A 25,195-nucleotide genomic window follows, 5' to 3' on the forward strand; every position below is an offset into this window, starting at 1 on the left:
AGGAAACCGCGTCGGCCAAGGCTCATCGACGGGCGTTGCGGCGTGTAGTCGACTAATCCGGACGGGTGTACAGGTGGGTGCAAATCATCTCGGGTCCGATGCGGCATGCCGTACACGAGTGAAATCGCACGCAGCCGTCCGCGCCGAGCTCTGTCGTTCGATGACCTTCTTCGTTGGGCCGCAGGGGATTTCTGGCTCCCGAGCCGACCCCTTTTCCAGCTACCGGTTGCATTCACCCGGCGTCGGTGTTGATCCATGAAATGGACACCCGTCCAGAACAGTGCCGTGAAAGATGGCCGATGACACCCGCCCAGATCGACTTGCCAGGGATTGTGATCGTCAAAATAGCTCTCCCATATGCAGTTTAGATACGACTTGCGCCATGCAGCGTCACCGCTGTAAACTGGACACGTGTCCAGCAATTGAGCGAGGAGCGAGACGTGGCCTACGTGATCACGCAGAACTGCTGCAAGGACGCCAGCTGCGTTCCGGTGTGCCCCGTCGACTGCATCCGCCCCGTCGGCGGCGCGGGATCCTTCACCGGCACCGAGATGCTCTACATCGACCCGAACTCCTGCATCGATTGCGGTGCCTGCCAGGAGGAGTGCCCTGTGGGAGCGGTGTATTACGAAGACGACGTCCCCGCAGGCCTGGAGTTCTTCCGCGACATCAATGCGCGCTATTTCGAGCAGCACCCGCTCGAACCGGACCACTCGGCCCCACCCGCTGAGCATGGCCGCGTCAGCCCGGGTGCGCTGCGAGTCGCTGTCGTCGGCGCCGGCCCGGCCGGCTGCTACGCGGTCGACCAACTGCTCGGCGTCGATGGCGTCGAAGTCAGCCTGATCGACCGGCTGCCCACCCCGTTTGGCCTCGTTCGCGCCGGGGTGGCACCCGACCATCAGCACACCAAGTCGATCACCAAACTGTTCGAGCGCGCGTTCACCAACGAGCGACTTCGTTGCTACTTCAACGTCGAGGTCGGTCGCTATCTCACCCATGTCGACTTGCTGGCCCATCACCACGCTGTCATCTACGCCGTGGGCGCCTCGCGCAGCCGATCGCTCGGGATTCCGGGTGAGGAGCTGCCCGGCCATCATGCCGCGTCCGAGTTCGTCGGCTGGTACAACGGCCACCCCGATCACGTGGACTGGGCGTACGACCTCTCCGGCGAGCGCGCCGTCATCATCGGCAACGGCAACGTCGCACTCGACGTGGCCCGGGTTCTGTTGGCCTCGATGGAAACCTTGGCCGACACCGATATCGCCGAGCATGCGCTGAATGCCTTGGAAAACAGCAATATCCGCGAGGTCGTGGTCTTGGCTCGGCGCGGACCGCGCCATGCCGCCTTCTCGATCGGCGAGTTCCTCGCTCTGGGCGCGTTGCCGGATGTCGACATCATTGTGGCCAGCGATGATCTGGAGCCCGAGCCGGACGATGACGTCGAGACTATTGTCAAGCTGGAGGTTGCTCGTGACTACGCCCAACGCCCTGCGACTCCGGGGAATAAGCGGATCGTCTTTCGGTTTCACGCGACGCCCACCGAGATCGTCGGCGACAGCCACGTCGAGGGAGTGCGGGTCAGCCCTGGTATGCCTGACGCAGCTGCGGAGCTCATCGAAGCGTCGATGGTCTTGCGCTCCACGGGCTACCGAGGCTCCGCGATCGCGGATGTCCCGTTCGACGACGCCAGTGGCACCGTGCCCAACGATCGTGGCCGGGTGATCGGAGGCGTACCGGGGACCTACGTCACCGGGTGGATCAAGCGCGGCCCTCGCGGCGTGATTGGCACCAACCGCACGTGCGCCGAGCAGACCGTCGCGCGTGTGTGGGAGGACTTCGACGCCAACGTGATTCAACGCAGGCTGCCCGAGCGGGCGGATCTCGATGCGCTGCTGGCCGATCGTGCAGCAGGTCCCCTGGGATGGCAGGACTGGCGCACGATCGACACCGCCGAACGCGATCGGGGCAGGCAGGCGTCGAGACCGCGGGTGAAGTTTGTCGCCGTCGACGAGATGGTCGCTGCGGCAAGAAAATCCTAGAGCGACGCTGTGCATCTGCGATCCGCTTCTGGCCCGCGCGATGTCAGATTCAAGCTCTAGGCGATCTCGCATAAAGGGGGCTTCCAATGATCCTCCCGGGCGATCGTCGGACAAGCCAACGGATGTGGGTACGCCGGCGGCACAGCGCCACGTAATTGGAGGTTCCCTTTGCTGAGCCAATCACAGGAAGTGTTCTCCCTGCCAACATGGTTCGAGTCAGCGTTGAATCACAAGGCCGAACTCACCGACATTGAGGTCGACGGGCGCAGGATCCATGTCCGTGCTTGGGGCTGCACAGATCAGCCCCCGCTAGTCTTTGTTCACGGTGCTGGCGCGCATGGGGGCTGGTGGGAACACATCGCTCCGTTTTTCGCGGATTCCCATCGAGTTATCGCACCGGATCTCAGTGGACACGGCGACAGTGAATTCCGTGACAGATACGCCCTACGTACCTGGGCGCGTGAGGTCATGGCCGCAGCGCAATTCGGCACGTCAGGCTTGCCGACCATAGTCGGGCACGGCATGGGTGGCTGGGTCGCGACACGCGCTGCCCAGCAGTATCGAGAAGGTGTCGATGCAATTGCCGCGATCGACTCACCGTTGCGAGCCCACACTCCCAAGGCTTCGCACCTGCGACGTCACTCTCCACGCACGGCGACGTTTCAAGGGCGAGAAGATTTCCTGGCGCAGGCCGAATCTGTACGCGAGCAAAAGACCGTGCTGCCCTACATCGGCCGACACATCGCGGCCACATCTGTACGCCGGACGATCTCTGGCTGGGACTGGAAAGTCGATCGCGCGGTGTGCACGACGCCTCTGTTCGGCGATCGCGAAGCTGATCAAGAACTCATGGAGCGCATTTCTGCCGAAATGCCCTGTCGGGTCGCCTATTTACGGTGCGGGGACGGGTGCGTACCGCTCGATGCGGCGGGAAAGATCCGGTCAGCGATGCAGCTGCGCGGGCCCTTTATCGAACTTCCCGAGGCGGGCCACTACCCCATGCTGGATCAGCCACTACAACTGATCACGGCACTGCGGACTCTGCTGGAGATGTGGTCGATCACCTAATAAGCGGCGAGCAAGCCTCCGCATTGCGCGCCCACCGGAGAGGTCAGCCACCGGGAACCCCTGGAGACGTCCGGCGGTCCGGTGCCGAGTTCTTCACTTGCTGCCGCCGCACGACTGGTTATGAGTCTGGTGTCGGCGGGCGCTCGGACGCGGGTGAGGCGATGGTGAACAACGTGGGTCTGGTCCCGTCTATGCCGCGGCCGACGATGCTTACGAGTACAACCAGATTCGCGCACCCCACGCCCATCGCTGACACCGAACAGATCGACGGCCAGCTCGACCCGTGGTTCTTGCTGAGGATGTAGGGGTCGCGGGTCAGGCAGTCCACGACGAACGTGGCCGCCACCCTTGGATGCGGTCTTGCGGGCCAACGGCCTGGTCAGTACGAGCACCTCTGCTGAGGCGTGGAGCGGGGAGAAGCAAATACGCAACAAGTTTGGGCAGTCGAAGAAATATTGTAATTTTCTGGACAGTTGCCTAAATTCGTGCGTAGTGTCACACGCAGCGCGTTGGCGTGCGGTGAACCGCTGCGGCAGAAGGAGTGGCATGGCTCGTAGAGTCGTTCAGTGGTCGACGGGAAACGTCGGCGCGGTGGTGCCGTGCATCGAACCGCAAGACGTTTCCAACGCGGTGGTGTTCCTCGCCAGCGACGATGCCGGCTACATCACCGGCACCCAGCTGCGAGTGGATGCCGGGGGGTACATCAAGAATGTGCCCTGGAGCGGGTGATCGCGCGGCGAGCGCCGAACGGTCGGAATGAAAATCATTGCGGAGAGGAGAATGTGGTGCGGATCAGCGTCGATCACCAGCTGTGTGAAGCCAACGGAGTGTGTGAGGGTATCGCGGCTGACATGTTTCGGCTTGACGACTCTGACCGGCTGACCGTATTGCAATCGTCGGTTCCCGCGGGTGATGAGCAGCTTGCCGTTCAAGCCGCCCGGATGTGTCCCCGGCAAGCCATCGCCGTCGAGGACTGAGGGTGGGACGCTCCCGCCCCACCGGCTAGGCCCGGTCGAGCCTATCGAGCCAATTATTCAGCGCCTCAGATACTTCCGGCGCATCGCGCTGCAAATTCAGCATGTGGCCGGTGTCCGGGACGACTTCGAATTCGAAGTTGGAACCGATCCCGACGGAAGCCCGCTTGACCGTGCGCCACGCGGGAAGTGTTGACGGTTGTCGCTCCGCTCTGCAGCGACCGCGTTGCCGTGGGAGCCTAAACCTGAATCCTTTCAAGAAATTCCGTTCACACAGTGCTAACGCACGAAGGTTCTGGAGCGCCGAAAACTGAGCGTCGGAAAACTCGACGGCCGAACGGCGCAGGGGGCAGTGGCGCTCGAACAGTCGACCCTCACCACTGATCTCACCTCGCCATCAACCTCTGAAAAGCATTCGTTGACAACAGCCTTGGATCGCCAATCCGGGCTGCGTGGCCTTGACGCTGAAGCTTCCGGCGGATTTGCCGATGACCTCGATGGCGAACCCGACCAGCTTGACGAACTCGGCGATGGCGATGAGCCGCCGCTGGAGCACGGCAGCTTCTATGACAGCGTGTTGGAGGTGCAATGACAGGGAAGGTCTCGCGCGGTCGAAGCAGACGACCGCCGGACGAGCCCGCAGCAAATCAGACGCACAGAACCCCCGCGAATGGGATGGCGCGCGATGGTCGAAACGCCGCCCTTTCGCGACCAGAACCATTGTCTAACAGTGGGGGTGGTCAAATCGGCGCGGTAGCTGCAGGAGACCGCGACGATCAGCGCCGCCATTGGTCGGTGGGCCAGTCTGGCGAGGGCCGAGAGACTTGGACGCCCACATATTGGTCCGGTCGGTACGAGTACCTCTGCTGCGGCGTGGAGCGAGGGGAAGCAGACATGTGACAAGTTTAGGCAGACGAAGAAATATCGAGATTTTCTGGACACTTGCCTAAATTCGTGCGTAGTGTCACACGCACAGCGCGTTCGCAGGTTGTGAACCGCCGCGGCAGAAGGAGTGTCATGGCTCTCAGAGTCGTTCAGTGGGCTACGGGAAACGTCGGCTCGGTGGCGGTACGTAACATCGTCGAGCACCCCGAGCTCGAGCTCGTCGGAGTGCACGCCCACAGTGAGCACAAGGTCGGGAAGGACGCGGCGGAGCTGGCTGGGCTCGACACGCCCACCGGAGTCATCGCCACCAACGATGTGGACGCCCTCATCGCCTTGAAGCCCGACTGCATCCACTACAGCCCCATCGTCAGGGACTTGGATCTGATCTGCCGCTTCCTTGAGGCCGGCATCAATGTCGTGGGTACGGCGCGCTTCATCACAGGCGCCTACATCGGCGAAGACTCGACTAATCGCCTGGAGCAGGCTTGTAAGGCCGGAAACAGTTCCATCTACGGGACCGGCCTCAACCCAGGCACGACCAACGCCGTGGCCATTCTCGCCGCGGGGATGTGCGACCGCATCTACTCGATCGACATCAGCGAGGGTGTCGACGTCACGAGGTACGCGTCCAAGGACACCTGGGAGAGCTTGGGGTGGGGTCAACCCCTCGGGTCCGTCCACCATGACACGAGCGCTCAGGAGTTCGAGACGACCGAGATCCGTGAGGCCATGGAGATGACAGCCGAGGCACTCGGCATCGAGATCGACGAGGTTCGCTTCGAGACTGAGTTCGCGATCGCGAACGAGGACATCGAGCTCTCCTTCATGTCGATCCCCAAGGGGACGGTAGCCGGCCAGCGATCGACGTATCACGGCATGCGCAACGGTCGCAGCGTCGTCCGCCAGCACATCGCTTACAGCATGGGAACCAACATCACGCCGTCCTTCCACCTGGGTGGCTACCTGATGGAGGTCGAAGGCGAGCCGTCGGTTCAAGCCACCCTGTCCTTCCCGAAGCCCAAGGTCGACGGAGTGTGTCGCCCGAAGCATTCGATGGACCGCGGAATGGTGGTTGTCGCCTCCGCTGGGGTGAACGCGATTCCCCTTGTCTGCGCGGCCCCAGCAGGCATTCGCAAGGTCTACGAGCTGCCGCTGATCACGGCCCGGGGCCTGGCAGTTGATTGATCCGCGCCGCGAAGAACACCAAATCGAAAGGACTTCAAATGGATAGCATCGAGGGCGAAGCACGAGAGGCCTACGCCGCCTTCGTGGCGGCGCGCGACGAGGCCGAGGCTCTTAAGCGTGAGTGGGGAACACTCGCCGACTTCTACACGGAGGACGGCGTGACGATCGACCCTGCGTGGGGCCGATTCGAAGGTCGCGAAGCCATCCGCCAGTACATCGTCGACTCCATGAAGGGCCTGACGCAGGGCGGCATGTGGAGTCGCGAGAACTGGACGATGTTCGAGGGGAACCGGGTCGTCAGCCAGTGGGACCAGATCTTCGGGACCAACGACCAGGGTGAGGAGATCCTCACGCCGGGCATCTCCGTCCTCTACTACGCCGGCGACGGCCTGTTCGCTTATGAGCTGCAGCTGCTCAACATGGGCGACCTCGGTCTGATCGTCAAACAGGGCAAGTGGACTCCGCCTTCCGACGCCAACGTGCCGCCGAAGAACCCGGACATGTCGGCTCACCTGCCGGCCGCCTGGGCGCACCTGGCGACGCCCAGCAAACTCCGGGCTTGAGGGCCGATCACATGACGACACACGAGATCGACTTCAACATCGACTTCACGGATCCGGAGCTGTGGGGCGAACGCGTCCCCACGGAGGAGTTCGCACAGTTGCGCCGATCCGCCCCCGTCTGGTGGTGCGAACAATCCGACGCCGCGAGCGGCTTTGGCGACGGTGGCTACTGGGTGGTGTCCAAGCACGCCGACGTGCGTGCGGTCTCGCGCGACTCCGGGCTCTTCTCATCGGAGTTGAAGACCGCGATCATCCGCTACCCCGAGGGGTCGACTCTAGAAGACATCGACTCGACGCGGGCCCTGCTGGTCAACATGGATGCGCCCAAGCACCCGGCTCACCGCCGCATCATCTCCCGCGGATTCACCCCGAAGTCGATCAACGCCCTGCGCGAAGCCTTGACCACCCGAGCGCACGCGATCGTGGAGGAGGCGAAGGCTGCTGGCGAGGGTGACTTCGTCGATCAGGTGGCCCGCGAGTTGCCTCTGCAGGCGATCGCAGAGCTCCTCGGTGTGCCGCAAGAGGATCGCTTCAAGCTCTTCGAGTGGTCCAACCAGTGCTTGATCTGGGACGATGAGGAGTTCGACGCCGACCCGAGGGTTGCCTCAGCGGAGCTGGTCGCATACGCCTGGCAGATGGCCGAGGACCGGCGCAATGCACCGCTCAACGACATCGTCACGCAACTCGTGACGGCCGATGTCGAGGGGAAGGGGTTGGAGTCCGACGAGTTCGCCTTCTTCGTCATGCTCCTGGTTATCGCGGGGAACGAGACGACCCGCAACGCGATCACCCACGGGATGAAGGCGTTCGTCGACCACCCTCAGCAGTGGGAGCTCTTCAAGAAGACCAGGCCGACAACGGCCGCCGACGAGATCGTGCGTTGGGGCACCCCCGTCAGTGCGTTTCAGCGGGCCGCCACCAGGGACACCGTCCTCAATGGGACGGAGATCAAGGCAGGGCAGAGGCTGGGCTTGTTCTACAGCTCGGCCAACTTCGACGATGACGTCTTTGCCGATCCGTTCAAGTTCGACATCACCAGAGACCCGAATCCGCACCTGGGCTTCGGCGGAACAGGTGCTCACTTCTGCGTCGGTGCGTCGCTCGCTCGCCTCGAGATCGACATCATGTTCAACGCCATCGCCGATGTGCTGCCCGACATAACGCAGGTGTCTGAGCCGCTGCGGGTCAAGGCTCCGTGGGTCAACGGGATCAAGCACTGGAACGTCCGTTATTGACCTTGTCCAACCCCATCCCAGCAAACTTTAAGGAGACTTGAACCCCCATGACTTTGAAAGTCATCCAGTGGGCGACCGGATCAATCGGAAGCGCCTCGCTCGAATGCATCATCGAGCACGCCGACCTGGAACTCGTCGGTTGCTACGTGCACTCCGATGCCAAGGTCGGCAAAGACGTCGGTGAGCTGATCGGACGCGAGCCGATCGGCGTTCTTGCCACGAATTCAATCGACGAGATCGTCGCGATGGAAGCGGATGCAGTCATGTACTCGCCCCTGGTCCCGCGGCGCAAGGAAGTGATCGCTCTCCTGAAGTCCGGCAAGAACGTCGTGACCCCTCTCGGTTGGTTCTACCCCGACCAGACCGAGATGGACATCATGGAGCCGATCTGTATCGAATCCGGGGTGAGTCTGCACGGAACCGGTATGGACCCGGGCGCCATCACCGAGGTGCTTCCTCTCATCTTGTCGGCGATGACATCGGGAGTCACGTTCGTCCGCGGTGAGGAGATCTCGGACATTCGTGGCTATGCCTCCGTCGATGTTGTTCGCGACATCATGCTCTTCGGTGCTACTCCTGAAGTGGCGAAGAACGGTCCCATGATGGACCTCATGGATGCCGGCTACCGGCAGTCGTTGATGATGATCACCGACACGTTGGGCCTGCCTCGTGAGTCGCTACGGATCGAGCGGACGCTGGATGTGGCTGTCGCAACGCAGGAGATCGACACTCCGATCGGCATCATCGCACCCGGTCTTGTGGCCGGCGAGAAGTTCTACTGGGATGCCTATGTCGGGGATCATCACGCTGCCCGGGTCGGCGTCACGTGGCTCATGGGCGAGGAGCACATGGACCCGGACTGGAACTTCGGGGAGCTGGGCGAGCGGTTCGACATCGAGGTGCGGGGCCTTCCCGACACCGTTCTTGCGATCACCTCATGGCACCCGGTGGACATGGAACAGGCGATGACGCGGAACCCCGGCATCTTTGCCACGGCGGCGCACGTCGTCAACGCGATTCCCTACGTCTGCGCGGCAGAACCGGGCATCCGCACGTCTGTCGATCTACCTATGGTCGCTGGTCGCGCGCACCGGAAGCTGCTGCAGGGCTGAAAGGCTGGTGATGCGAGCGGCCAGGCGACGGCGGGCACGTGTGTCCGCCACGCTTGGCCGCCGCTTCACGCGCCGATCGTGACGCCGCGCAGCGTCAACGAGCGGTCATCGTTCCTGTCACACGGGTTCTCCGGAGGTCTCCACCAGATGCAGACGCAGTTCAACCTCGCCACCGTCTTCGCAACGGTCGCCGCTACCGTTCCCGAGCGAGACGCCATCATCTGGGGGGATCGCCACTTCACCTATGGCGAGCTCGATCGACGCATGGACGGACTCGCGCACTATCTGGTAGGCCAAGGACTCGGGTGCCGTCGCGAGAGGGGCGAGCTCGAGCGCTACGAGTCTGGACAGGACCACCTCGGCATCTACCTGCGCAACGGTAACGAGTACGTCGAGTCGATGGTCGCCAGCTACCGGGCCCGGATCGGGCCGTTCAACGTCAACTACCGATACGTGGCTGACGAGCTCGCCTACCTCCTGAAGGACGCCGGCACCCGGGCGCTGATCTATCACGCCGAGTTCGCGCCGCAGGTCGCCGCCGTGCGACACCTGCTACCCGAGCTCCAACTACTGATCCAGGTGCAGGACGACAGCGGAAACGCGTTGCTCCCGGGAGCGGTGGACTACGAGGCGGTCGTGCAGACCGCGAGGCCCCAGCAGGGCATGCCGACGCCGGACGCGGACGATCTCTACCTCATCTACACAGGTGGGACGACCGGCATGCCGAAGGGCGTCATGTGGCGCCAGCACGACATCTTCGTCAGCTCGATGGGCGGCCTGCCCCAGGGAGCTGTCGAGCCGCTCCCGACGTACGAGGCGATCGCGCGACGAGCTGCCGAGGGCAAGGAATCGCCGGTCCTGTTGAACATGCTGCCCTACATGCACGGCGCCGCGCAGTGGTCGTCGTTCACCGTCTTCGCCGGCGGTGGCTGCGTCGTACTGCCCGCCGACGTCAGGAGCTTCAACCCGACCCAGACGCTGGAGGCGGCCGAATGCTATGGCGTGCAGGCGATCCCCGTCGTGGGCGATGCTGTCGCGCTGCCGCTGGTGGAGGAAATCGAACGCGCGACCCGGGCGGGCACGCCGTATGATCTCTCGGCCCTGGTGGTCATCGTCAACGGCAGCGCGCCCCTGACGCCCGGTGTCCGCACACGGATCCTCGAAGCGCTGCCGCACATCGTGCTCCTCGACAACGCCGGCGCGTCCGAGTCCGGTAACCAGATGTCGTCGGCGTCGTTCAAGGGAGCCGAGGCCGACGCGGGCACGTTCACGCCGCTGGGCGACACCGCCGTTCTCGATGACAGCCTGACGCGCGTCCTGGCGCCTGGCGAGGTCGGCGGGTGGCTGGCGCGGCGCCAGTACGTGCCCCTCGGCTACCTCGGCGACCCCGAGAAGACCGAGCGGACTTTCCCGATCGTCGCGGGCGAGCGGTGGTCCGTCCCCGGCGACCGTGCCGACGTCTTGCCAGACGGCCGGATCCGGCTCCTCGGCCGGGAGAGCGTCACGATCAACTCCGGCGGAGAGAAGATCTTTGTCGAAGAGGTTGAGCGCGCAGTCGCGGCCCATCGAGCGGTCCGTGACGTCGTCGTGGTCGGACGACCGTCGCAGCGATGGGGGAGCGAGCCCGTCGCAGTGGTCGAGCTGCACGCGGGCGACGACGCGACGCCCGAGGACCTCCTGGAGGAATGCGACCGGCATCTGGCGCGCTACAAGCTGCCGCGAGCCGTCCTGTTCGTCCCGCGGATCCAGCGTTCCCCCTCGGGCAAGGCCGACTATCGATGGGCGAGCGAACAGGTCGCCCAGGCGGCATCGCCTGGTCGGGCCTGACTCGACGACACGGGGCAGGTGCGCGATGCGCGACGGCTGGGTGTGGTGCCAGCGGCATGGGGCCGTTGTCCCCAATCACGCCCAGCCCGGCCACTGAATAACGTCCCACGCGCCGCGCGAGGGCCATCAACAAAGGCAGATCACATGGAGCGAAGAGTGGCCGACACGATCGAGGCCGAGTACGTCGTCGTCGGGGCAGGCAGCGCTGGGTGCGTGATCGCGTCCCGCCTCGCCGAGCAGCAGCGCACCGTCGTGCTGATCGAGGCGGGCGGATCCGACCAGCGCCGCCTGGTTCGTCGCCCGGGACTCACCGCCCCGATGCACACGGTGCCCTCGATCCAGAGGACCTTGGACTGGGGCTACAAGACCACTCCGCAGGTGCATGCGCTCGACCGGATGATCCCTCAGTACCGCGGTCGCATCATGGGCGGATCGTCCTCGGTCAACGGAATGCTCTGGGTCCGCGGCAACCGCGCCAACTACGACGAGTGGGCGGCGCTGGGCAACAAAGGCTGGGATGCCGACACGGTCAACGACCTGTTCCGGCGCATTGAGGACTTCGAGGACGGGCCGGACGACTACCGCGGCGCCGGCGGGCCCGTCGGCGTGACGCGCTCGACGACCCCGACGGAGGCGTCCCTGCAGTTCATCGAGCAGACCAGCTCGGTGCTCGGCGTTCCCGTCCTCGCGGACTACAACGGGGCGCAGCAGGAGGGTGCCAGTCGATTCCAGGTGAACGTGGCGAACGGCGTGCGGCAGAGCTCGTCGCACGCCTACCTGAGCGGACGTGAGCTGCCGACGCTGACGATCCTGAAGCGCCGGCAGGCGGCGAAGATCGTCATCAGCAACGGGCGTGCCGTGGGAGTCGAGACCTTCGACAAGCGTGGACGCAGGCTCCAGGTCCGGGCGTCGCGAGAGGTCATCGTGTCGGCCGGCGTGTTCGGCTCACCGCAGCTCCTGATGCTCTCTGGCATCGGACCCCAGCAGCATCTCGCCGAGCACGGGATCCGAGCCGTCGCCGACCTCCCGGTCGGTCAGAACCTCCACGACCACATGTTTGTGCCGGTGACGGCGCACGCCGATGTGCCCGGCAAAGGGATACCGGGATTCTTCGCGGCCGCCGTCGTCCGTGATCTGTTGGGCCGGGAGACGTTCTTGCGGACATCAATGTTCGAGGCCGTCGCCTTCGTGCGGTCCTCGCTGGCCACCAGCCTCCCGGACATCCAGCTCCATGTGCTCCCGTGGTCATATCCTTCCCCTAACTCCGACTCGTTCGACGTGTATCGCGACCCGGTACCGAGCATCACCGTCCACTCGACGCTGATCTATCCGAAGAGTCGCGGTTCGCTGCGCCTGGCCTGTGCGGATCCCCGCGAGAGCCCGCTGATCGACTTCAACTACCTTCAGCATCCCGACGACGCCGAGGTGTTGGCGCAGGGGATCGAGCGGGTCAGGGAGGTCATGGCGTCCCCGGGGATGAGGCGCCTGGTCCGACCCGAGCTCCACCCGGGCCGCACGTTGACGGGCGACGCGCTCCGCGACGAGATGCGACTGCGTGCGACGACGGTGTTCCATGGCGTCGGGACGTGCCGCATGGGGGTCGACGAGCGGTGCGTGGTCGACCCGGAGCTGCGGGTGAGAGGCGTCGAGGGCCTGCGGGTCGCCGACGCGTCCGTGATGCCCACCATCACTGGTGGCAACACCAACGCTCCGTCGGTGATGATCGGCGAGAAGGCGGCCGAGCTCCTGGTGGCTTCGGCGTCGAGGAGTGCCGCGTGATCCCGGCGCAGGTTGCTCGCGCTCGTGAGGCGTTCGAGCGCGGAATGACCAAGCCGCTCGCATGGCGCCGATACCAGCTGCAGGCGCTGGTCCGCATGCTCGACGAGCAGGGGACGGCCATCGAGGAGGCGGTCGCCGCAGACCTGGGACGCAGCCACATCGACGTCCACCTGTCCGACGTCAGGACGACCAAGACCGAGGCCCGGTTGGCTTTGCGGCGGCTGAGGTCCTGGACGCGGGATCGCCGCGTCCGGACCATCCTGCCTCTCGCCCCGGCGCACGCAAGCATCCACCGCGAGCCGCTCGGGACGGTGCTGATCATCAGCCCGTGGAACTATCCCGTCTGCCTGCTGCTCGTCCCGCTGGTCGGAGCCATCGCGGCCGGCAACAGCGTCGTCTTGAAGCCGAGCGAGCTCGCGCCAACGACCGCTTCGCTCCTCGCCCGCATCGTGCCTGAGTACCTCGACGTCGACGCGGTGCAGGTCGTCGAGGGTGGCGTGGAGGAGACGACCCTTCTCCTCGCTCAGCCTTTCGACCACATCTTCTACACCGGCAACGGTGACGTCGGCCGCATCGTGATGAAGGCGGCCGCGGAGCACTTGACTCCCGTCACCCTCGAGCTCGGCGGCAAGTCGCCGGTCTGGGTCGATGACTCGTTCCCGCTCCGGGACGCCGCCAAGTGGCTCGCGTGGGGCAAGTTCGCGAACTGCGGACAGGCCTGCGTCGCTCCGGACTACGTGCTCACCACGCCCGACCTGGTCGAGCCGCTGGCTGAGGCCGTGGCCGCGGAGGTGACGCGACTCTACGGAGACGACCCGGCGCAGTCGCCGGACTATGGGCGCATCGTCAACCAGCGACACGTCCAGCGACTCACCGCCCTGCTGTCCTCGGGACGTGCCGTGTGCGGCGGGACGGCCCGGCCCGACGACAGATTCGTGGCCCCGACGGTGCTCGTCGATGTCGCGCTGGACAGCCCGGTCATGCAGGACGAGATCTTTGGTCCGATCCTCCCGATCGTGTCGGTATCGAGTCACCGCGACGCCATCGATATCATCCGCGAGCACCCCAAGCCGCTGGCCATGTACGCGTTCACCACCCGGCGCGAGGTCAAGCGCGACCTGCGCGACCGCACCTCGTCCGGCGGTCTCGTGTTCGGCGCCACGCTGCTCCATCTGAGCGTCCCCACCCTGCCGTTCGGCGGCGTAGGAGCCAGCGGCATGGGCGCCTATCACGGCGAGCACTCCATGGAGACGTTCAGTCACGAGCGCGCCGTTCTCACCAAGGGTCGACGGCTGGATCTGGTCGAGCTGACTCGTCCCCCGATGACGGCGAAGAAGGCGTCGCGGCTTCGTCGTGGCTGACGCAGCCCTCTTCGGTGTCGACGCGACGCGGGAAGACCTCTTGTGGGACGGCTGTAACAGAGATTATTTAGTCATATACGTAAATCTAGTGTGGAGGGCCGATGTGGAATCTGCCTCTTTCTAGGCGTCGCGATCGCGGCGCTAGCCTGGACCGTCAGGGCCCCTGCGAACGAGTCTTCAAGGCCCCGACGTGGGGCGCAGGGTGGGCGCAGTGTGTCACGACCTAGCTGGCGGATGCGAACCATCCAAGGGGCGCTGGTCCTCTCCTCGAGGCTCTCGCGGAAGCCGAAATTGTCCTTCGTCCGCCGGGTGACCGGCCTGCTCGAGAAACTGATTCGGCTCCCGGCTGGTGTGGACGAGCGCGTTGACGTGATCGCCGGCGTACCCGTCCGCCGCCTTACTCCCTCCGGTTCCTCGGCGACGGCCGTCATCCTCCACATCCACGGCGGCGCCTACGTCTCGGGGAGCTCGCGGGCCGCTCGGGCCCACGCTCGGTTGTGTGTCGACGCGGGCCTCGAGGTGATCAGCGTCGACTATCGGCTGGCGCCCGAGGCGCCGTTTCCGGCCGCGTTGGAGGACACGATCGCGGTCTATGCCGCGCTGTGTGATCGACCCCTCGTCGTCGTGGGAGAGTCGGCAGGCGGCGGCCTTGCCATGAGCACTCTCCAGCTAGCCGGCAGCCGGGGGCTCCCGATGCCGCAGGCGCTCGTTGCCATCTTCCCGTGGGCGGACCTGACGCAGACCAGCCGCAGCTTCGAGGTCAACGCCGGACGTGACGTCCTCACGCGCAACGGACTCACCGCAAACGCTCTCTACTACGCCGGGGACGTCCCTCTGGACGACCCGCGGCTCTCGCCGGTGCGCGGCAGCTTCGAAGGCTTCCCGTCGACCATGGTGATAGTGGGCACGTCCGACTCGCTCTTCGACGATGCACGGACAGTCGTGAGTCGGTTGCGGGCTGCCGACGTCGACACCACCTACATCGAGGTTGAGGGGGGTATCCACGGCTTCATCGCCCTCCCGATGCCGGAAGCGGCCCGGTCGATGGACCAGGTCCGCGACTTCGTCATGAACATCGTGATCGGCCGGTCCGCGCGGTGAGGTGGACCGTGCCCCGGAGGCTGGTCCCGGAGGCTGGTCGCCGGTCGCCGGTCGTCGCAGAACCCGTAGAGTGCTGACGTGGACAAGAAGCGTGGCCCGCGCGTAGATGTCGACGTGCCATCGCTGCTGCTCGACACGGCTGAGGCGATGTTCAGCGAGGAGTCGTGGGACGGGTTGTCCCTTCGATCCGTCGCCCGGCGGGCGGGCGTCGCTCCTGCTGCCGTAACCTACCACTTCGCCACGAAGACCGACCTGCTCGCTGCGGTCTTCCAGCGACGAGCGACGGGCGTGGGAGATGATGCGCGGCGACGCCTGATCGAGGTCCTCGAAGATCCGGGGGAGGTCGGCGCCCGGCAGCTCGTCGAGGCGGTGCTCCAGCCGTTCTTGACGCTGATCAATGAGACTCCGACCGCAGGCCGAGCGTGGATGTCGATATTCGCCCGGCTCGCCCTCACGAACAGCCCTATTTACGTCGCCGAGATGAACCGACAGCCGAACCTCAACTCGCTCTACGTGGACACGGTTTTCCGATTCATGCCCCCGACCGCGGCAACTCTGGACCGATGCCGAATCGCCATGCTCGCTATGGTCAGTGTGATGTCCAGCTCGGATCACTTCGGCTTGTCGGGGCCGATCGGAGCCGACGGTGTCGATCCGGCTTTTGTTGAAACCCTCATCAGCTTCATCGCCGCCGGTCTTGCGGGCTCGGCTGAGACCGCGAAGCGCCCTCGTCGGAGGGGGAGAGCGGAAACCGCGAGGTAGCACAGAGCGACGAGCGCCGTCGTCGCCGTCGCCGCTGAGATCAGCGGGATCCGTGGCGACACGATCGACCGAGGACCCACCGCCGGCGTCGGTCGAGGTGCGGGCAACGGGGCCGGACAACGGTCGCCGTCGACTGCGGTTACCTCAACGCCGCCCAAACCAAGAAGCTGCCGAGCTGGGAAGTGTTCGTGCCGCAGGGCGCGGTGCTCGGCGGCTACTACTTCCATGCCTAGCCATCGCGTCCGCCCGAACGCTGGCCGAACACCGGCCGCTGCGCTACACTCTACATATTCTGTTGTATGTAGCGAGGAGACCGGAGATGACCACCGCCAGCCCCGTATCGGTCCACCCTGACCTCGAAGGGGTGCCGCTCGGCGCCCTGCCGCCGAACGGGGTCTTTGTCCCGGACCTGTACGACCTGCTCCGTGGCGTGCAAGAGCGTGGAGGGGTGGAGCAGGGCTGGTTCGCCGATGGATTGCCGTGCTACTTGATCACCAACTACGAAGACGTCCGGAACGGGTTCGTCGACACTGCGACGTACTCACCTCGGGCGACCCAGGAGCTGCTGACCTTCCCGTTCCTCGGCCCGACCTTCCTCGGCTACGAGGGCAAGGAGCACGAGCTCCACCGCAAGGTCGTGTCGCCCACGTTCACCAAGCGACGGACCCGGGCTTACGTGGAAGAGATGCTCGTACCCCAGGCGCACGCAGTCGTCGACACCTTCTGCGAGGACGGCGAGGCCGAGCTGATGGAGCAGTTCTGCGAGCGGTATCCGCTCGCGATCATCGGCGACCTCCTCGGCCTTCCGGTCGACGACTGGCACAAGATCGCCGGTTGGGCCCGCGCGCTCATCCTCGGCGAGGGCGGCACCCCAGAGGAGACCCGCGCCCGGCAACGAGAGGTGGCGCAAGAGTTCCGGAACTACGTCTTTCCCCTGCTGGCTGAGCGGCGGACCACCCCCACCACCGACATTTTGAGCCAACTCGTCCACGGCTCCATCGAAGGGAAGCCTCTCACCGACGAGGAGATCCTCAGCTTCATGCTGCTGCTGTTCCCCGCCGGAGTCGACACCACCTGGATGGCGATCGGGGCGATGATGACTGCGGTGCTGGGCACCCCTGGCGTGGTCGAGGCGGTGAAGGCCGATCCGTCGTTGGTCCCGGGAATCGTCGAGGAGGCGCTGCGCTGGGGATCGCCGGTGGTCCTGCAGAGCCGGCTCACTGTGAAGGACACCGAGGTGGGCGGCGTCCGGATCCCTGCGGGGTCGTTCGCCTTGCTCGGCATCGGCGCCGCCAACCGAGATCCGGAGCGCTTCGACCGACCGGACGAGTTCATCTACGACCGGAACCCGGCCGGCCAGATGGCCTTCAGCTTCGGTGAGCACTTCTGCCTCGGCTCGCACCTCGCCAGGGCCGAGATGGCCACGGCGCTCACCGTCATGCTCGAGCGCCTGCCGAACCTCCGCCTCGCGGAGGACGTCCGCTTCGTCGGCTGCTCGGTCCGAGGCCCCGACACCCTCCGGGTGAGCTTCGACCCGTCGCCCGCGTTGGGGGCAGCTCGATGACGAGCACCAGCAACGAGCCCCGGCTGCTCATCGTCGGCGCGTCGTCAGGGATCGGACGATCGCTCGCCGAGCACGCCTTGAAGCGGGGCGCCCACGTCTGCGTGTCGGCCCGTTCCGCCGACGCTCTCGATGAGATCTGCGCGGAGGGTGGTGGCCGTGGGCACGCCATCGTCGCCGACCTCGCCCGTCCGGACGACTGCCGACGGATGGTCGACGCGGCGGCCGGCGCCATGGGAGGCCTCGACGCGGTCGTCATCGCCGCCGGCTGGGGGACCCTCTCCATGATGACCGACGCCGACCCCGATACGTGGCGGCATGCCTTCGAGGTCAACGCGATCGGTCCGACCCTCGTCTGCGGCGCTGCGACAGAGCATCTCGCCCCGAACGGGATCGTCTCGTTCATCTCCTCCGAATCCGCGTCAGAGGTCCGTTGGGGACTCGGAGCCTACGCGGCGTCGAAGGCCGCTCTCGACGCCTCCATCGAGGCCTGGCGACTCGAGAACCCGGCGCTGCGTTTCCAGCGGGTCGTCATGGGCGCGACCTCCCCGACGGGTTTCTGCGCCGGTTTCGACAGCGCCCTGTTCGATGCGGCCCTCGAGGCCTGGGTGAGCCAAGGGATCCGCGGCGACTTGATGGAGACCGACGACGTCGGGCGGCAGATGGCGGACCTCCTCTGGTCCGCGTTGGACAACCCCGGGCTCGTCGTCTCCGACGTCCGCCTCGTACCGGTGGCAAGCGGCGTCCCGTCTCCTACCTGATCCATGCAGGTCGCCGGCGGGGATCACTCGTTCGGTCGCGAGGATCCTCGTCCAGCTGAGACGGTCAGGACCGACGCCCCCAGGTTCCATCGAGCGGGCTGCGCCTGCAAAGATCCGGATGTGACCCCAGCTCGCCCCGCCGATCCCCGTCCGAACCCGTCGGACGACGACACCGACGTCCGGAACCGCCTCATCGACGCGGCCGAGACCTCGTACCTCCGACGGGGGGTTACGCGAACCACCGTCGAAGACGTCGCAAAGGTCGCGGGCGTGCATCGGACGACTGTGTACCGGTACTTCCAGACGAAGAACGACCTGCTGGCCAGCGTCATCCTCCGAGGGTCACGGGAGATGTTGATCCAGGCCCGGCGGGAGCTCGAAGGCGAGGGCCGGTTCGGCGACCGGCTCCTGGCAGCACTCGACGGGGCCATCGAGTCCGTGACCCAGTCGAGGTGGTTCGAATCGATGTTTACCGCCGACAACCTCGGAATGACGGTGGCCGGCACCGCCGCCGAGGAGGTCCTGAACAGTGTTGCCGACCTCTTGACCCCGTTCATCGAGGACGCTCGACAGCGAGGTGAAGTCCGAGCCGACCTCGACTCGAGGCAAGCAGTCGAATGGCTGAACAGGATCGCGCGGATGATGCTGCTCGAGCTAGCAGCGGACGCGCCGGATGCGCTTCGGGGTGCGGAGCGGCGCGATGTCCTCCGCCGCTTCGTGCTTCCTGCCTTCCTCCCCTGACGACGGCGGCTCGTTCGCCATTTTCGACCGTGGGGAAGGCCGAGAGCCGCTCCTCGAAGAAGACGTGATCGACAACGGTCTCGACGGCGGATTTCAATGCATGATCGGGACGAACGGCGGCGCGATCAGGTCCGCCACCTTGGCCCAGGCCACCGTAATCACCTTCAGCCCGCGCCCGAATTGGTACTCGGGAAAGTGCAGTTCGATTCCCTCCGCGGTCGGAATCCAATACTTGAAATTGATATCCATCGGAGCTAACTGGCCGCTGTGTTGCCACTCAGTCGGGTATGCCGGCGGGCGCACGGTCGGCAAAATCGCTGCGGTCTGTTCAGACAGCCGAACCAAACCTGCTTGCTTATCGCGGAACAGGTTATCCCAGGTAATGCGAATTCCGCTGCGGCTGTCGAATACGACTGATGCCAGGTAATCGATCGGCATGTTGGGCTCGGCGACGTTGTACTCGCCGACAAAGAGCTCTGAAACCGTGATGGGACGCACGAAGGCGGTCCCCGTAGCGTTGAACGTCCATGGGCGTTTCGTCGATCCATCCCACGTCATGGTCTGGACTTGTCGCATCGCTTCGGCGTCGATGCCGCCGTTGATAACTTTAGCTACCTCCGGATCGCCGCCGTTGATGCGTTGATAGTGAACGCTCCAGGTGCCCAAGCCATCTGGACTGGTACCCGCGATCACACCAGGCACGGCCATAAACCCGAGGCCGTTTGCAGCCGGCTCGGCCTGGGCCGGGTGCACCGCCGACAGGGCGATCGACCCTACCGCTACCAACGCCAAGACAAGTCGGTTAGTGAGCTTCATGGCCGCCCTTCCTGAAGGTCTCAAAGGCCTTGGGGCACAAATCCTGATGTTTGTTTTGTTTGAGGTGCGGCTTTTTGGCTCCCCAGTCCGCTGGAGTTGATTCGGCTATTTGATGTCCACTTTGCTTGCTAACCACTTGCCATCGATGAGTTCCATCGTCATCGCGACTCGGCTGCGGTCGATGCGAGGCTGGGGATTCACGGAGTTGCTGACCGATTGATCGACGAAGAGCAGCACGTCGACCTTGGTTTTGGAGGCGGATTTGATGGCGGAGTCGACTACTACGCCCTTGCTCGTCGCTTTGTTGTCGATAAGCAGCTGGCGCAGTTGGGTGGCCGACTGGCTATACATGTCTTTGAATTCGCCGGTGGCGCCGTTGAGCACCTGAGTGAAATTCTCATCGATTTTGCCGCTATCAACCGTAGTCAGGGTGACGGCGTAATTCCGAGCTACCGCCAGAGCGGCGCTGGCCGCCGCATCTGTGTCCCTGCTCTGCTTGAGTTGCCAGCCCAAGAATCCCGACATTCCCAGCGCCGCAACGAAGACGAGCGCCACAGCCGCGGCGAGGACGCGGCGAGCCCAGCGCCTGAGCCGCGAGTGCTTTGGTGTCTCTTCGGTTTCGGCATGAGTATCTGGCGACTCGGTCGCTTCAGGGGTGTCGGCGTCTGGTTGGCTACCTTCTGGTTCGGTCGGTTCAGCGGCGTCAATTGCTGGTGTGCTGTCCGGCGTCTTGGTGTTCGTGGGTTCGTCTTGTTGCTGGAGCTTTTCGAAGACGTCCTTGGAATTCGTCCGCTTGAATAGTTGTGTCGCCATGGAGACGTCTCCTAACTCACCGGTGTCCGATATCCGGGCGGGGGCCCGCCGTATGGCATCGGGATTGTGTTGGGGTAGATCGGGGTTGGGGTGGCCGTCGCCAACGGGTTAGAGCCTGGGGGCGGGCCCGCGGTGTCATCGCCGGGTGGGCGTGGTGCATTGCGAGCGCCGCGGACCAATATGGAGGGGTCCGGGTTTGTGCAGTAGGTGTAGATGTAGGGCTCGAAGTAATCGGGCACGGAGACCGGCCGTCGCGGAAGGTTGTAGTCGCAGCTGTAACGGGGGTAGATGTCCGCGATCGCCCAGACAGCGCCGTCGTGCATGATGGACCCGAGGGCGTCAAATGCCGAACTGCGGGGTGCGTTCAGCATGTGATGTATGGCCGGTACACGGTCATTCAACAACTGCGCGGTGGTCGTGAGCTTGCCTAGCAGTTGGACCATTGTTTCGGAGTTGTCAGCAATGATGGCGTCCAGGGCAGTCAACGGTGCACTACCGCGATCGACAAGGGTGCGAAAGCCGCCGTCCATGGCGTTGACTCCGTGCAGGATGCCCTGCAGCTGCTGGGAAGTGGCGCGCAGACCGGGGCTGACGTCGGCCAGTGTGGTCAACACGGTGCGGCTGGTGCGCAGCACGCTGACGGTTTGGGGGAGCACCGAGTTGAGGGTCGAGATCAGGAACGCCCCGCCGTCGAGCAGCGCGGCCAGTTTCTGCGGCCCCTGGTGTCCGACCCGCAGCTCGTCGGATATGGCAGCAAGCTTGTTCGGATCCAGCTGAGCCAAGACGCCATCGCCGTTAGCCAACAGACGCGGCAAAGACACGGGGATGGATGTCTGGTTCTGCCCGATCACGGAGCCGTTGGTCAAGTTCGGGCCGTGGTCGCTCAGCGGCCGAAATTCCAGGTACTGCTCGCCGGCCGCCGACAGGGCGGACACCCGGACCGAGCTGTCCAGCGGCACCGGCACATCGGAGTCGATCGCGGCGGTAGCCACCACACCGGTGTCGGTTAACTTCACAGATTCGACACGCCCGATCGGCACTCCGCGCAATGTCACGTCTTGGTTCGGTAAAAGCCCACCGGATTCTGGCAGCATCACCCGCACGGCATAGGCGGAGCGTGCCGGGTTGATCCCGAGCGAATCCGCCAGAATGAAAGTGGTTGCGGTTAGCAGCGTTAGGACAAGACCCACCACTGACATTGTCAGACGATGGCGCGCCAGCCAGCGTATGGCGATGACGATCAAGCGCGCCGATTGCTCCAGCGGATTCCGCGACATTGTCATCACCGTGGCCTGTGCTCAGGTCCGTAGACCCTGCTCAACAACAGGTTGTACTCATATCTGAGGCTGGCGATCATGGCGTGATAGTCGGTGCCGTCGGCGCCATGGAATCCCGGATCACCGGGATAATTCATGTCGGGCAGTGCGCCGAATGCGAGTTGGGTAATAACGCCACTGCCTGAAAGAGCGGCCCCGCCTGTCACTGCGACGAGGCTTTGTATCGCCCTGTTCAGCACGTTCAAGTCGACGGTGGGGTCGAGGACAAGTTCGTTGAAGAGGGCCGACAGGTCGTTGAGGTCTTTGATGATGCTGCGGCTGTCTGTGCCCTGCACAGAGGGAAACCGGTTGAGCTGGCGGGTGATTCGTGCGACGCCGTCCGTCAGGTCGGCCAGCTGGCTGGTGTTGTTGCCGATTACGGTCATGGCCGGGCCGGCCGCCGCGATCACCTCGTTGAGGGTGTTTTGGCGTTCGGAGATTCTTGCAGTTAGCTCGGAGGTGCTGCGTAGGGCCGTGTCGATTTCGCCTGACCGGCTATTCAACCGCGCTATCAATGTGTTGGACTGCTGCAGGAGTTCGGCGAGCTTCTCGCCGCGTCCGCCCATCGCCGAACCGGCACCGTTGACAATCGATACCAGGTGACGGATGGTGCCTCCGTTGACCAGTAACGCCGCCGACCCGAGCACTTGTTCGATGGTCGCGGCTGCGGACGTGGAGTTTGATGTGAGGTTGTCTCCGTCACGTAGCAGTGGAGTGCCCGGAGCTGGGTTCGGGTTGGTCCGGATGGCGACGAAGACATCACCGAGGGGGGTGGCCGAACGCAGTTCAGCGGTGGTACCGATGGGCAACGGGACATCGGCACGAAGACGCATAGTCACCAGGGCGTTGAAGTTCTGCGCGCGAATCGACTCGACTTGACCGATGTCGGCGCCGTTGAGTCTGACCTTCGCCTGCGCAGGCAGATTCAACGCATTGGAGAATTCGGCGGTTAACGAGATGCCGTGGTCCGCCTTGCCCGGTGCCGGCAGCGGGAGACTCGTCAACCCGGTTGCGCACCCCGCCAACAGCATGGTCAGCCCGGCAGCTGCAGCGCCCCGGCACGCGCGGCGGACATTGCCTGTGCCGCGCCGCCTCACCGGGCTCCCGCCATCGTTTCGAGCATGCCGGCCACGCCGTCGGCCAGGAAATTCACGCCGAAGTCCGGGCCGTAGTCGGCAATTGTGCCCGTTGCGCATCCCAAGTCTTTGATCCCGGAAAGGTTGCAGATCTCCTTGACCATTTGTTGGTTGGCGAGGAGCTTGTCGGCGAGGGCGTGCGCGCGAATGGCGCCGACGTTGGTGTCGATTGAGTTGTACACGTTGTCGCCGAGCATCGGTAAGAGGTCCATCATTTCTGCCACGCCGCGGCGATTGTCGTCAACGGCGGCCAACAGGGTCTGAGAATTGGCAACGGTGGACTTCAGCCCTTCGCGGTTGGTCTCCAGTAGCGACGCCGCTTGGCCCAGTATCTGGTTGATCTTGGCGCCGGTGTCGCCGGCGCCAAGATCCTGCTCTGCCAGGATGGCGCTGAATTGGCGGATGTTCGAACCGAATTCGCGTATCGTCGCATCGTTGTCGGCGGCCGCTCGCGTCAATTCCGCAAGATTGGTCGAGATCGCCTCGATGTTCTGCTTGGTACCTGCGCCGTTATCGGCACCGAGGCGCAGCGCTTGAGACAGCTGATCGAGGGTCGCTGCGATGTTGGGGCCACTGTCGGACCCGATCTGAGCGCCGATATCGACGAGGTCTGCCAGCGGGCCGTGCCCGTGGTCGTCACCGCGCAAGGCGCTCGAGAGTTTGTCGACCATCGCGAGTGTGCGGTCGAACTCGACGGGTGTACGGGTGCGCGGCAAGCCCAAGAGGTCCCCGGTCCGCAACTTCGGTCCGCTGCGGTAGGCCGGGGTCAGTTCGATGTGCCGATCGGTAAGGATCGACGTCGATACGGTGACCGCCTGAACATCGGCCGGTAGGTCGACGCCGCTGTCGATCGCCATTTTCACTTCAACGTAGTTGGACTTGGGGACGATGCTCGTTACTTTTCCGACGGGCATGCCCAGCACCGAGACGTCGTTGCCCTCGTAGAGCCCGATAACGTCCTCGAACTGGGCCGTCACCGTCATCGGCTGGTCAGCGCCGCGGGGAACCACGACGAAGGCCACGACGGCCAGCCCCGCTGCGAGCACCGCGGTGACGGCTAGGGCAGTCCGGCGGCTCATCGCGGCGCCCTTGCGGGATCCGGCGCAGGCCATCCGGGATACGGATCTGGTGATGGCGCGCACTCCTTGTAGTACGGAGGCAGATTGAACTGGTCGGCGCGAGCGCTGAGCGCGCACATCCATGAGTCGATCATCATCCCGGCCGGAAGGTTGACGTCGATCGCATTTCCACTGCCCGTGGCGTTGGCAAGGTTGCGGAGGGCCACCGGCGCGATTTGCAGAAAGTTGCGCAGCAGATCTTCCTTTTTGCCGATCGCGCGGGTTAGCTCCTCAAGGTTCGCGAGCATTTTGTTCATCTCCGGCTGATCGTTGAGAGTTGTCTTGAGGGTGTTGATCATTGCGGTGGCACTGGCGAAGAGCTGGCGCACCGCGTCGCGCCTGGAGACGATCTCAGCCAAGAGGTTTCGGCCCCGAACCACGAGGGTGCCGAGATTGGCTTGCTGTGTGTGGATCATCGCGGTGATGGTGTCGACACTTTTGAGCAGGGAGCTGATTTGGTCGCGCCGCCCGGAGATGATCGCGGCAAGCGATTTGACGTTGTCCAGCGCCCGCGGCAGGGCTTCGGGCACCCCGGCGAGGCCCGCAGACAAAGTGGTCAGCGATTCGGCGACGCGGTCGGCATCGACCTGCTCGAATGTGGTCGTAGCATCTGCGAGTGTTTTCTGTAGATCGTAGGGGACGGATGTGTTCGCCAGGCTGACCGTGCGGTGGTCGAGGTCGCCGCTGCCGGCGGGGGACAACTCGAGGTAACGAGATCCCAGCATGGTGGTCAGCTTTATGGCGGCTCGTGTGTCGTGGCCCAGGTGAACTTTGCTGTCGACCTTGAAGTCGACGACGACGCGATCACCGGCCAGTTTGACACCATTGACGGCACCCACGTTGATCCCAGCGACGGTGACTTGGTCGCCCGGCCGGATCTGGGCCGCCTGAACGAATTCGCCGTGATAGATCGTCTGCCCCAAAGGAAGTCGGCCGACAACGAGGACGGCGGTCACGACGATCGCGGTGAGAGCCGCGGCGACGGTGCCGACCCAGATCTTGTTGTATCCCTCGATCGGGCGTTTGAGGCGATTGAGCATGG

The 25,195-nt window shown here is 64.5% G+C and carries 23 protein-coding genes and 1 pseudogene; 17 read left to right on the top strand and 7 right to left on the bottom strand.

Annotation, left to right across the window (positions count from 1 at the left end):
- The first annotated feature begins 440 nt into the window (after positions 1–440).
- Both G6N38_RS19740 and G6N38_RS19745 read left to right on the top strand, forming a co-directional pair.
- Positions 441–2,039 carry an FAD-dependent oxidoreductase gene (locus G6N38_RS19740; protein ID WP_163749744.1) on the top strand — a complete coding sequence of 533 codons (1,599 nt, stop codon included), beginning with the start codon at positions 441–443 and terminating at the stop codon, positions 2,037–2,039.
- A gap of 168 nt (positions 2,040–2,207) precedes the next feature.
- Positions 2,208–3,107 (top strand): alpha/beta fold hydrolase, encoded by a 900-nt coding sequence (locus tag G6N38_RS19745; RefSeq protein WP_407662770.1) that lies wholly within the window; start codon positions 2,208–2,210, stop codon positions 3,105–3,107.
- 118 nt (positions 3,108–3,225) lie between these two features.
- On the opposite strand, the gene G6N38_RS19750 is transcribed toward G6N38_RS19745, so the two are convergent.
- Positions 3,226–3,453, bottom strand: coding sequence for a hypothetical protein (locus tag G6N38_RS19750; protein WP_163749745.1), 228 nt, complete (start codon positions 3,451–3,453; stop codon positions 3,226–3,228).
- Positions 3,454–3,701: 248 nt separating this feature from the next.
- Here G6N38_RS19750 and G6N38_RS19755 point away from each other — a divergent pair.
- The 15 genes and pseudogenes from G6N38_RS19755 to G6N38_RS19825 form a co-directional block, all read left to right on the top strand.
- Positions 3,702–3,836, top strand: a pseudogene (locus G6N38_RS19755) (SDR family oxidoreductase); the annotation flags it as partial.
- Between the two features lie 56 nt (positions 3,837–3,892).
- The gene (locus G6N38_RS19760) at positions 3,893–4,084 is read left to right on the top strand and encodes a ferredoxin (RefSeq protein WP_163749747.1); all 192 of its coding nucleotides are present in this window, start codon (positions 3,893–3,895) and stop codon (positions 4,082–4,084) included.
- 349 nt (positions 4,085–4,433) lie between these two features.
- The gene (locus G6N38_RS19765; RefSeq protein WP_163749748.1) at positions 4,434–4,673 is read left to right on the top strand and encodes a hypothetical protein; all 240 of its coding nucleotides are present in this window, start codon (positions 4,434–4,436) and stop codon (positions 4,671–4,673) included.
- A 425-nt stretch (positions 4,674–5,098) separates the two neighbouring features.
- Entirely contained in the window at positions 5,099–6,151 is a 1,053-nt protein-coding gene (locus G6N38_RS19770; RefSeq protein ID WP_163749749.1) for an NAD(P)H-dependent amine dehydrogenase family protein, read from the top strand.
- A 38-nt stretch (positions 6,152–6,189) separates the two neighbouring features.
- Entirely contained in the window at positions 6,190–6,714 is a 525-nt protein-coding gene (locus tag G6N38_RS19775) for a nuclear transport factor 2 family protein (RefSeq protein WP_163749750.1), read from the top strand.
- Positions 6,715–6,725: 11 nt separating this feature from the next.
- Entirely contained in the window at positions 6,726–7,949 is a 1,224-nt protein-coding gene (locus G6N38_RS19780; RefSeq protein ID WP_163749751.1) for a cytochrome P450, read from the top strand.
- A gap of 47 nt (positions 7,950–7,996) precedes the next feature.
- Positions 7,997–9,061, top strand: a complete 1,065-nt coding sequence (locus G6N38_RS19785; protein WP_163749752.1) for an NAD(P)H-dependent amine dehydrogenase family protein — start codon at positions 7,997–7,999, stop codon at positions 9,059–9,061.
- Between the two features lie 147 nt (positions 9,062–9,208).
- Positions 9,209–10,888, top strand: a complete 1,680-nt coding sequence (locus G6N38_RS19790; protein WP_163752129.1) for an acyl-CoA synthetase — start codon at positions 9,209–9,211, stop codon at positions 10,886–10,888.
- Between the two features lie 156 nt (positions 10,889–11,044).
- Positions 11,045–12,667 (top strand): GMC family oxidoreductase, encoded by a 1,623-nt coding sequence (locus G6N38_RS19795; protein WP_246227326.1) that lies wholly within the window; start codon positions 11,045–11,047, stop codon positions 12,665–12,667.
- Positions 12,664–14,028 carry an aldehyde dehydrogenase family protein gene (locus G6N38_RS19800; protein ID WP_163749754.1) on the top strand — a complete coding sequence of 455 codons (1,365 nt, stop codon included), beginning with the start codon at positions 12,664–12,666 and terminating at the stop codon, positions 14,026–14,028. The genes G6N38_RS19795 and G6N38_RS19800 overlap by 4 nt, the downstream gene beginning before the upstream one ends.
- Before the next feature lie 234 nt (positions 14,029–14,262).
- Positions 14,263–15,129: an alpha/beta hydrolase gene (locus G6N38_RS19805; protein WP_163749755.1), complete on the top strand. Its 867-nt coding sequence runs from the start codon at positions 14,263–14,265 to the stop codon at positions 15,127–15,129.
- A gap of 78 nt (positions 15,130–15,207) precedes the next feature.
- Complete coding sequence (locus G6N38_RS19810) at positions 15,208–15,891, top strand: TetR/AcrR family transcriptional regulator (RefSeq protein ID WP_163749756.1); 684 nt, start codon at positions 15,208–15,210, stop codon at positions 15,889–15,891.
- A gap of 319 nt (positions 15,892–16,210) precedes the next feature.
- Positions 16,211–17,455 carry a cytochrome P450 gene (locus G6N38_RS19815; protein WP_163749757.1) on the top strand — a complete coding sequence of 415 codons (1,245 nt, stop codon included), beginning with the start codon at positions 16,211–16,213 and terminating at the stop codon, positions 17,453–17,455.
- Complete coding sequence (locus tag G6N38_RS19820) at positions 17,452–18,213, top strand: SDR family oxidoreductase (RefSeq protein WP_163749758.1); 762 nt, start codon at positions 17,452–17,454, stop codon at positions 18,211–18,213. Before G6N38_RS19815 ends, G6N38_RS19820 begins: the two co-directional genes overlap by 4 nt.
- Before the next feature lie 120 nt (positions 18,214–18,333).
- Complete coding sequence (locus G6N38_RS19825; protein WP_163749759.1) at positions 18,334–18,954, top strand: TetR/AcrR family transcriptional regulator; 621 nt, start codon at positions 18,334–18,336, stop codon at positions 18,952–18,954.
- A gap of 93 nt (positions 18,955–19,047) precedes the next feature.
- Here G6N38_RS19825 and G6N38_RS19830 read toward each other — a convergent pair whose 3' ends face one another.
- The 6 genes from G6N38_RS19830 to G6N38_RS19855 form a co-directional block, all read right to left on the bottom strand.
- Complete coding sequence (locus G6N38_RS19830) at positions 19,048–19,770, bottom strand: DUF3298 domain-containing protein (protein ID WP_246227328.1); 723 nt, start codon at positions 19,768–19,770, stop codon at positions 19,048–19,050.
- Positions 19,771–19,875: 105 nt separating this feature from the next.
- Positions 19,876–20,583 (bottom strand): Rv1363c family protein, encoded by a 708-nt coding sequence (locus G6N38_RS19835; protein WP_246227330.1) that lies wholly within the window; start codon positions 20,581–20,583, stop codon positions 19,876–19,878.
- 11 nt (positions 20,584–20,594) lie between these two features.
- Positions 20,595–21,866, bottom strand: coding sequence for an MlaD family protein (locus G6N38_RS19840; RefSeq protein WP_163749760.1), 1,272 nt, complete (start codon positions 21,864–21,866; stop codon positions 20,595–20,597).
- A complete protein-coding gene (locus tag G6N38_RS19845) occupies positions 21,866–22,903 on the bottom strand; it encodes an MlaD family protein (protein ID WP_246227331.1) in 1,038 nt (345 codons plus the stop codon). Before G6N38_RS19845 ends, G6N38_RS19840 begins: the two co-directional genes overlap by 1 nt.
- Before the next feature lie 89 nt (positions 22,904–22,992).
- Complete coding sequence (locus G6N38_RS19850; RefSeq protein ID WP_163749761.1) at positions 22,993–24,114, bottom strand: MCE family protein; 1,122 nt, start codon at positions 24,112–24,114, stop codon at positions 22,993–22,995.
- Positions 24,111–25,109 (bottom strand): MCE family protein, encoded by a 999-nt coding sequence (locus G6N38_RS19855; RefSeq protein ID WP_246227332.1) that lies wholly within the window; start codon positions 25,107–25,109, stop codon positions 24,111–24,113. The genes G6N38_RS19850 and G6N38_RS19855 overlap by 4 nt, the downstream gene beginning before the upstream one ends.
- Between the last annotated feature and the right edge of the window lie 86 nt (positions 25,110–25,195).

This window comes from Mycolicibacterium helvum (assembly GCF_010731895.1).
Classification (GTDB): domain Bacteria; phylum Actinomycetota; class Actinomycetes; order Mycobacteriales; family Mycobacteriaceae; genus Mycobacterium; species Mycobacterium helvum.

What these genes read in the sequence shown, in the direction of transcription:
- G6N38_RS19840 (WP_163749760.1), bottom strand. Translation starts at nt 21,866, where the DNA reads ATGACAATGTCGCGGAATCCGCTGGAGCAATCGGCGCGCTTGATCGTC.
- G6N38_RS19850 (WP_163749761.1), bottom strand. Translation starts at nt 24,114, where the DNA reads ATGAGCCGCCGGACTGCCCTAGCCGTCACCGCGGTGCTCGCAGCGGGG.
- G6N38_RS19785 (WP_163749752.1), top strand. Translation starts at nt 7,997, where the DNA reads ATGACTTTGAAAGTCATCCAGTGGGCGACCGGATCAATCGGAAGCGCC.
- G6N38_RS19780 (WP_163749751.1), top strand. Translation starts at nt 6,726, where the DNA reads ATGACGACACACGAGATCGACTTCAACATCGACTTCACGGATCCGGAG.
- G6N38_RS19835 (WP_246227330.1), bottom strand. Translation starts at nt 20,583, where the DNA reads ATGGCGACACAACTATTCAAGCGGACGAATTCCAAGGACGTCTTCGAA.
- G6N38_RS19775 (WP_163749750.1), top strand. Translation starts at nt 6,190, where the DNA reads ATGGATAGCATCGAGGGCGAAGCACGAGAGGCCTACGCCGCCTTCGTG.
- G6N38_RS19830 (WP_246227328.1), bottom strand. Translation starts at nt 19,770, where the DNA reads ATGAAGCTCACTAACCGACTTGTCTTGGCGTTGGTAGCGGTAGGGTCG.
- G6N38_RS19770 (WP_163749749.1), top strand. Translation starts at nt 5,099, where the DNA reads ATGGCTCTCAGAGTCGTTCAGTGGGCTACGGGAAACGTCGGCTCGGTG.
- G6N38_RS19820 (WP_163749758.1), top strand. Translation starts at nt 17,452, where the DNA reads ATGACGAGCACCAGCAACGAGCCCCGGCTGCTCATCGTCGGCGCGTCG.
- G6N38_RS19815 (WP_163749757.1), top strand. Translation starts at nt 16,211, where the DNA reads ATGACCACCGCCAGCCCCGTATCGGTCCACCCTGACCTCGAAGGGGTG.
- G6N38_RS19790 (WP_163752129.1), top strand. Translation starts at nt 9,209, where the DNA reads ATGCAGACGCAGTTCAACCTCGCCACCGTCTTCGCAACGGTCGCCGCT.
- G6N38_RS19805 (WP_163749755.1), top strand. Translation starts at nt 14,263, where the DNA reads ATGCGAACCATCCAAGGGGCGCTGGTCCTCTCCTCGAGGCTCTCGCGG.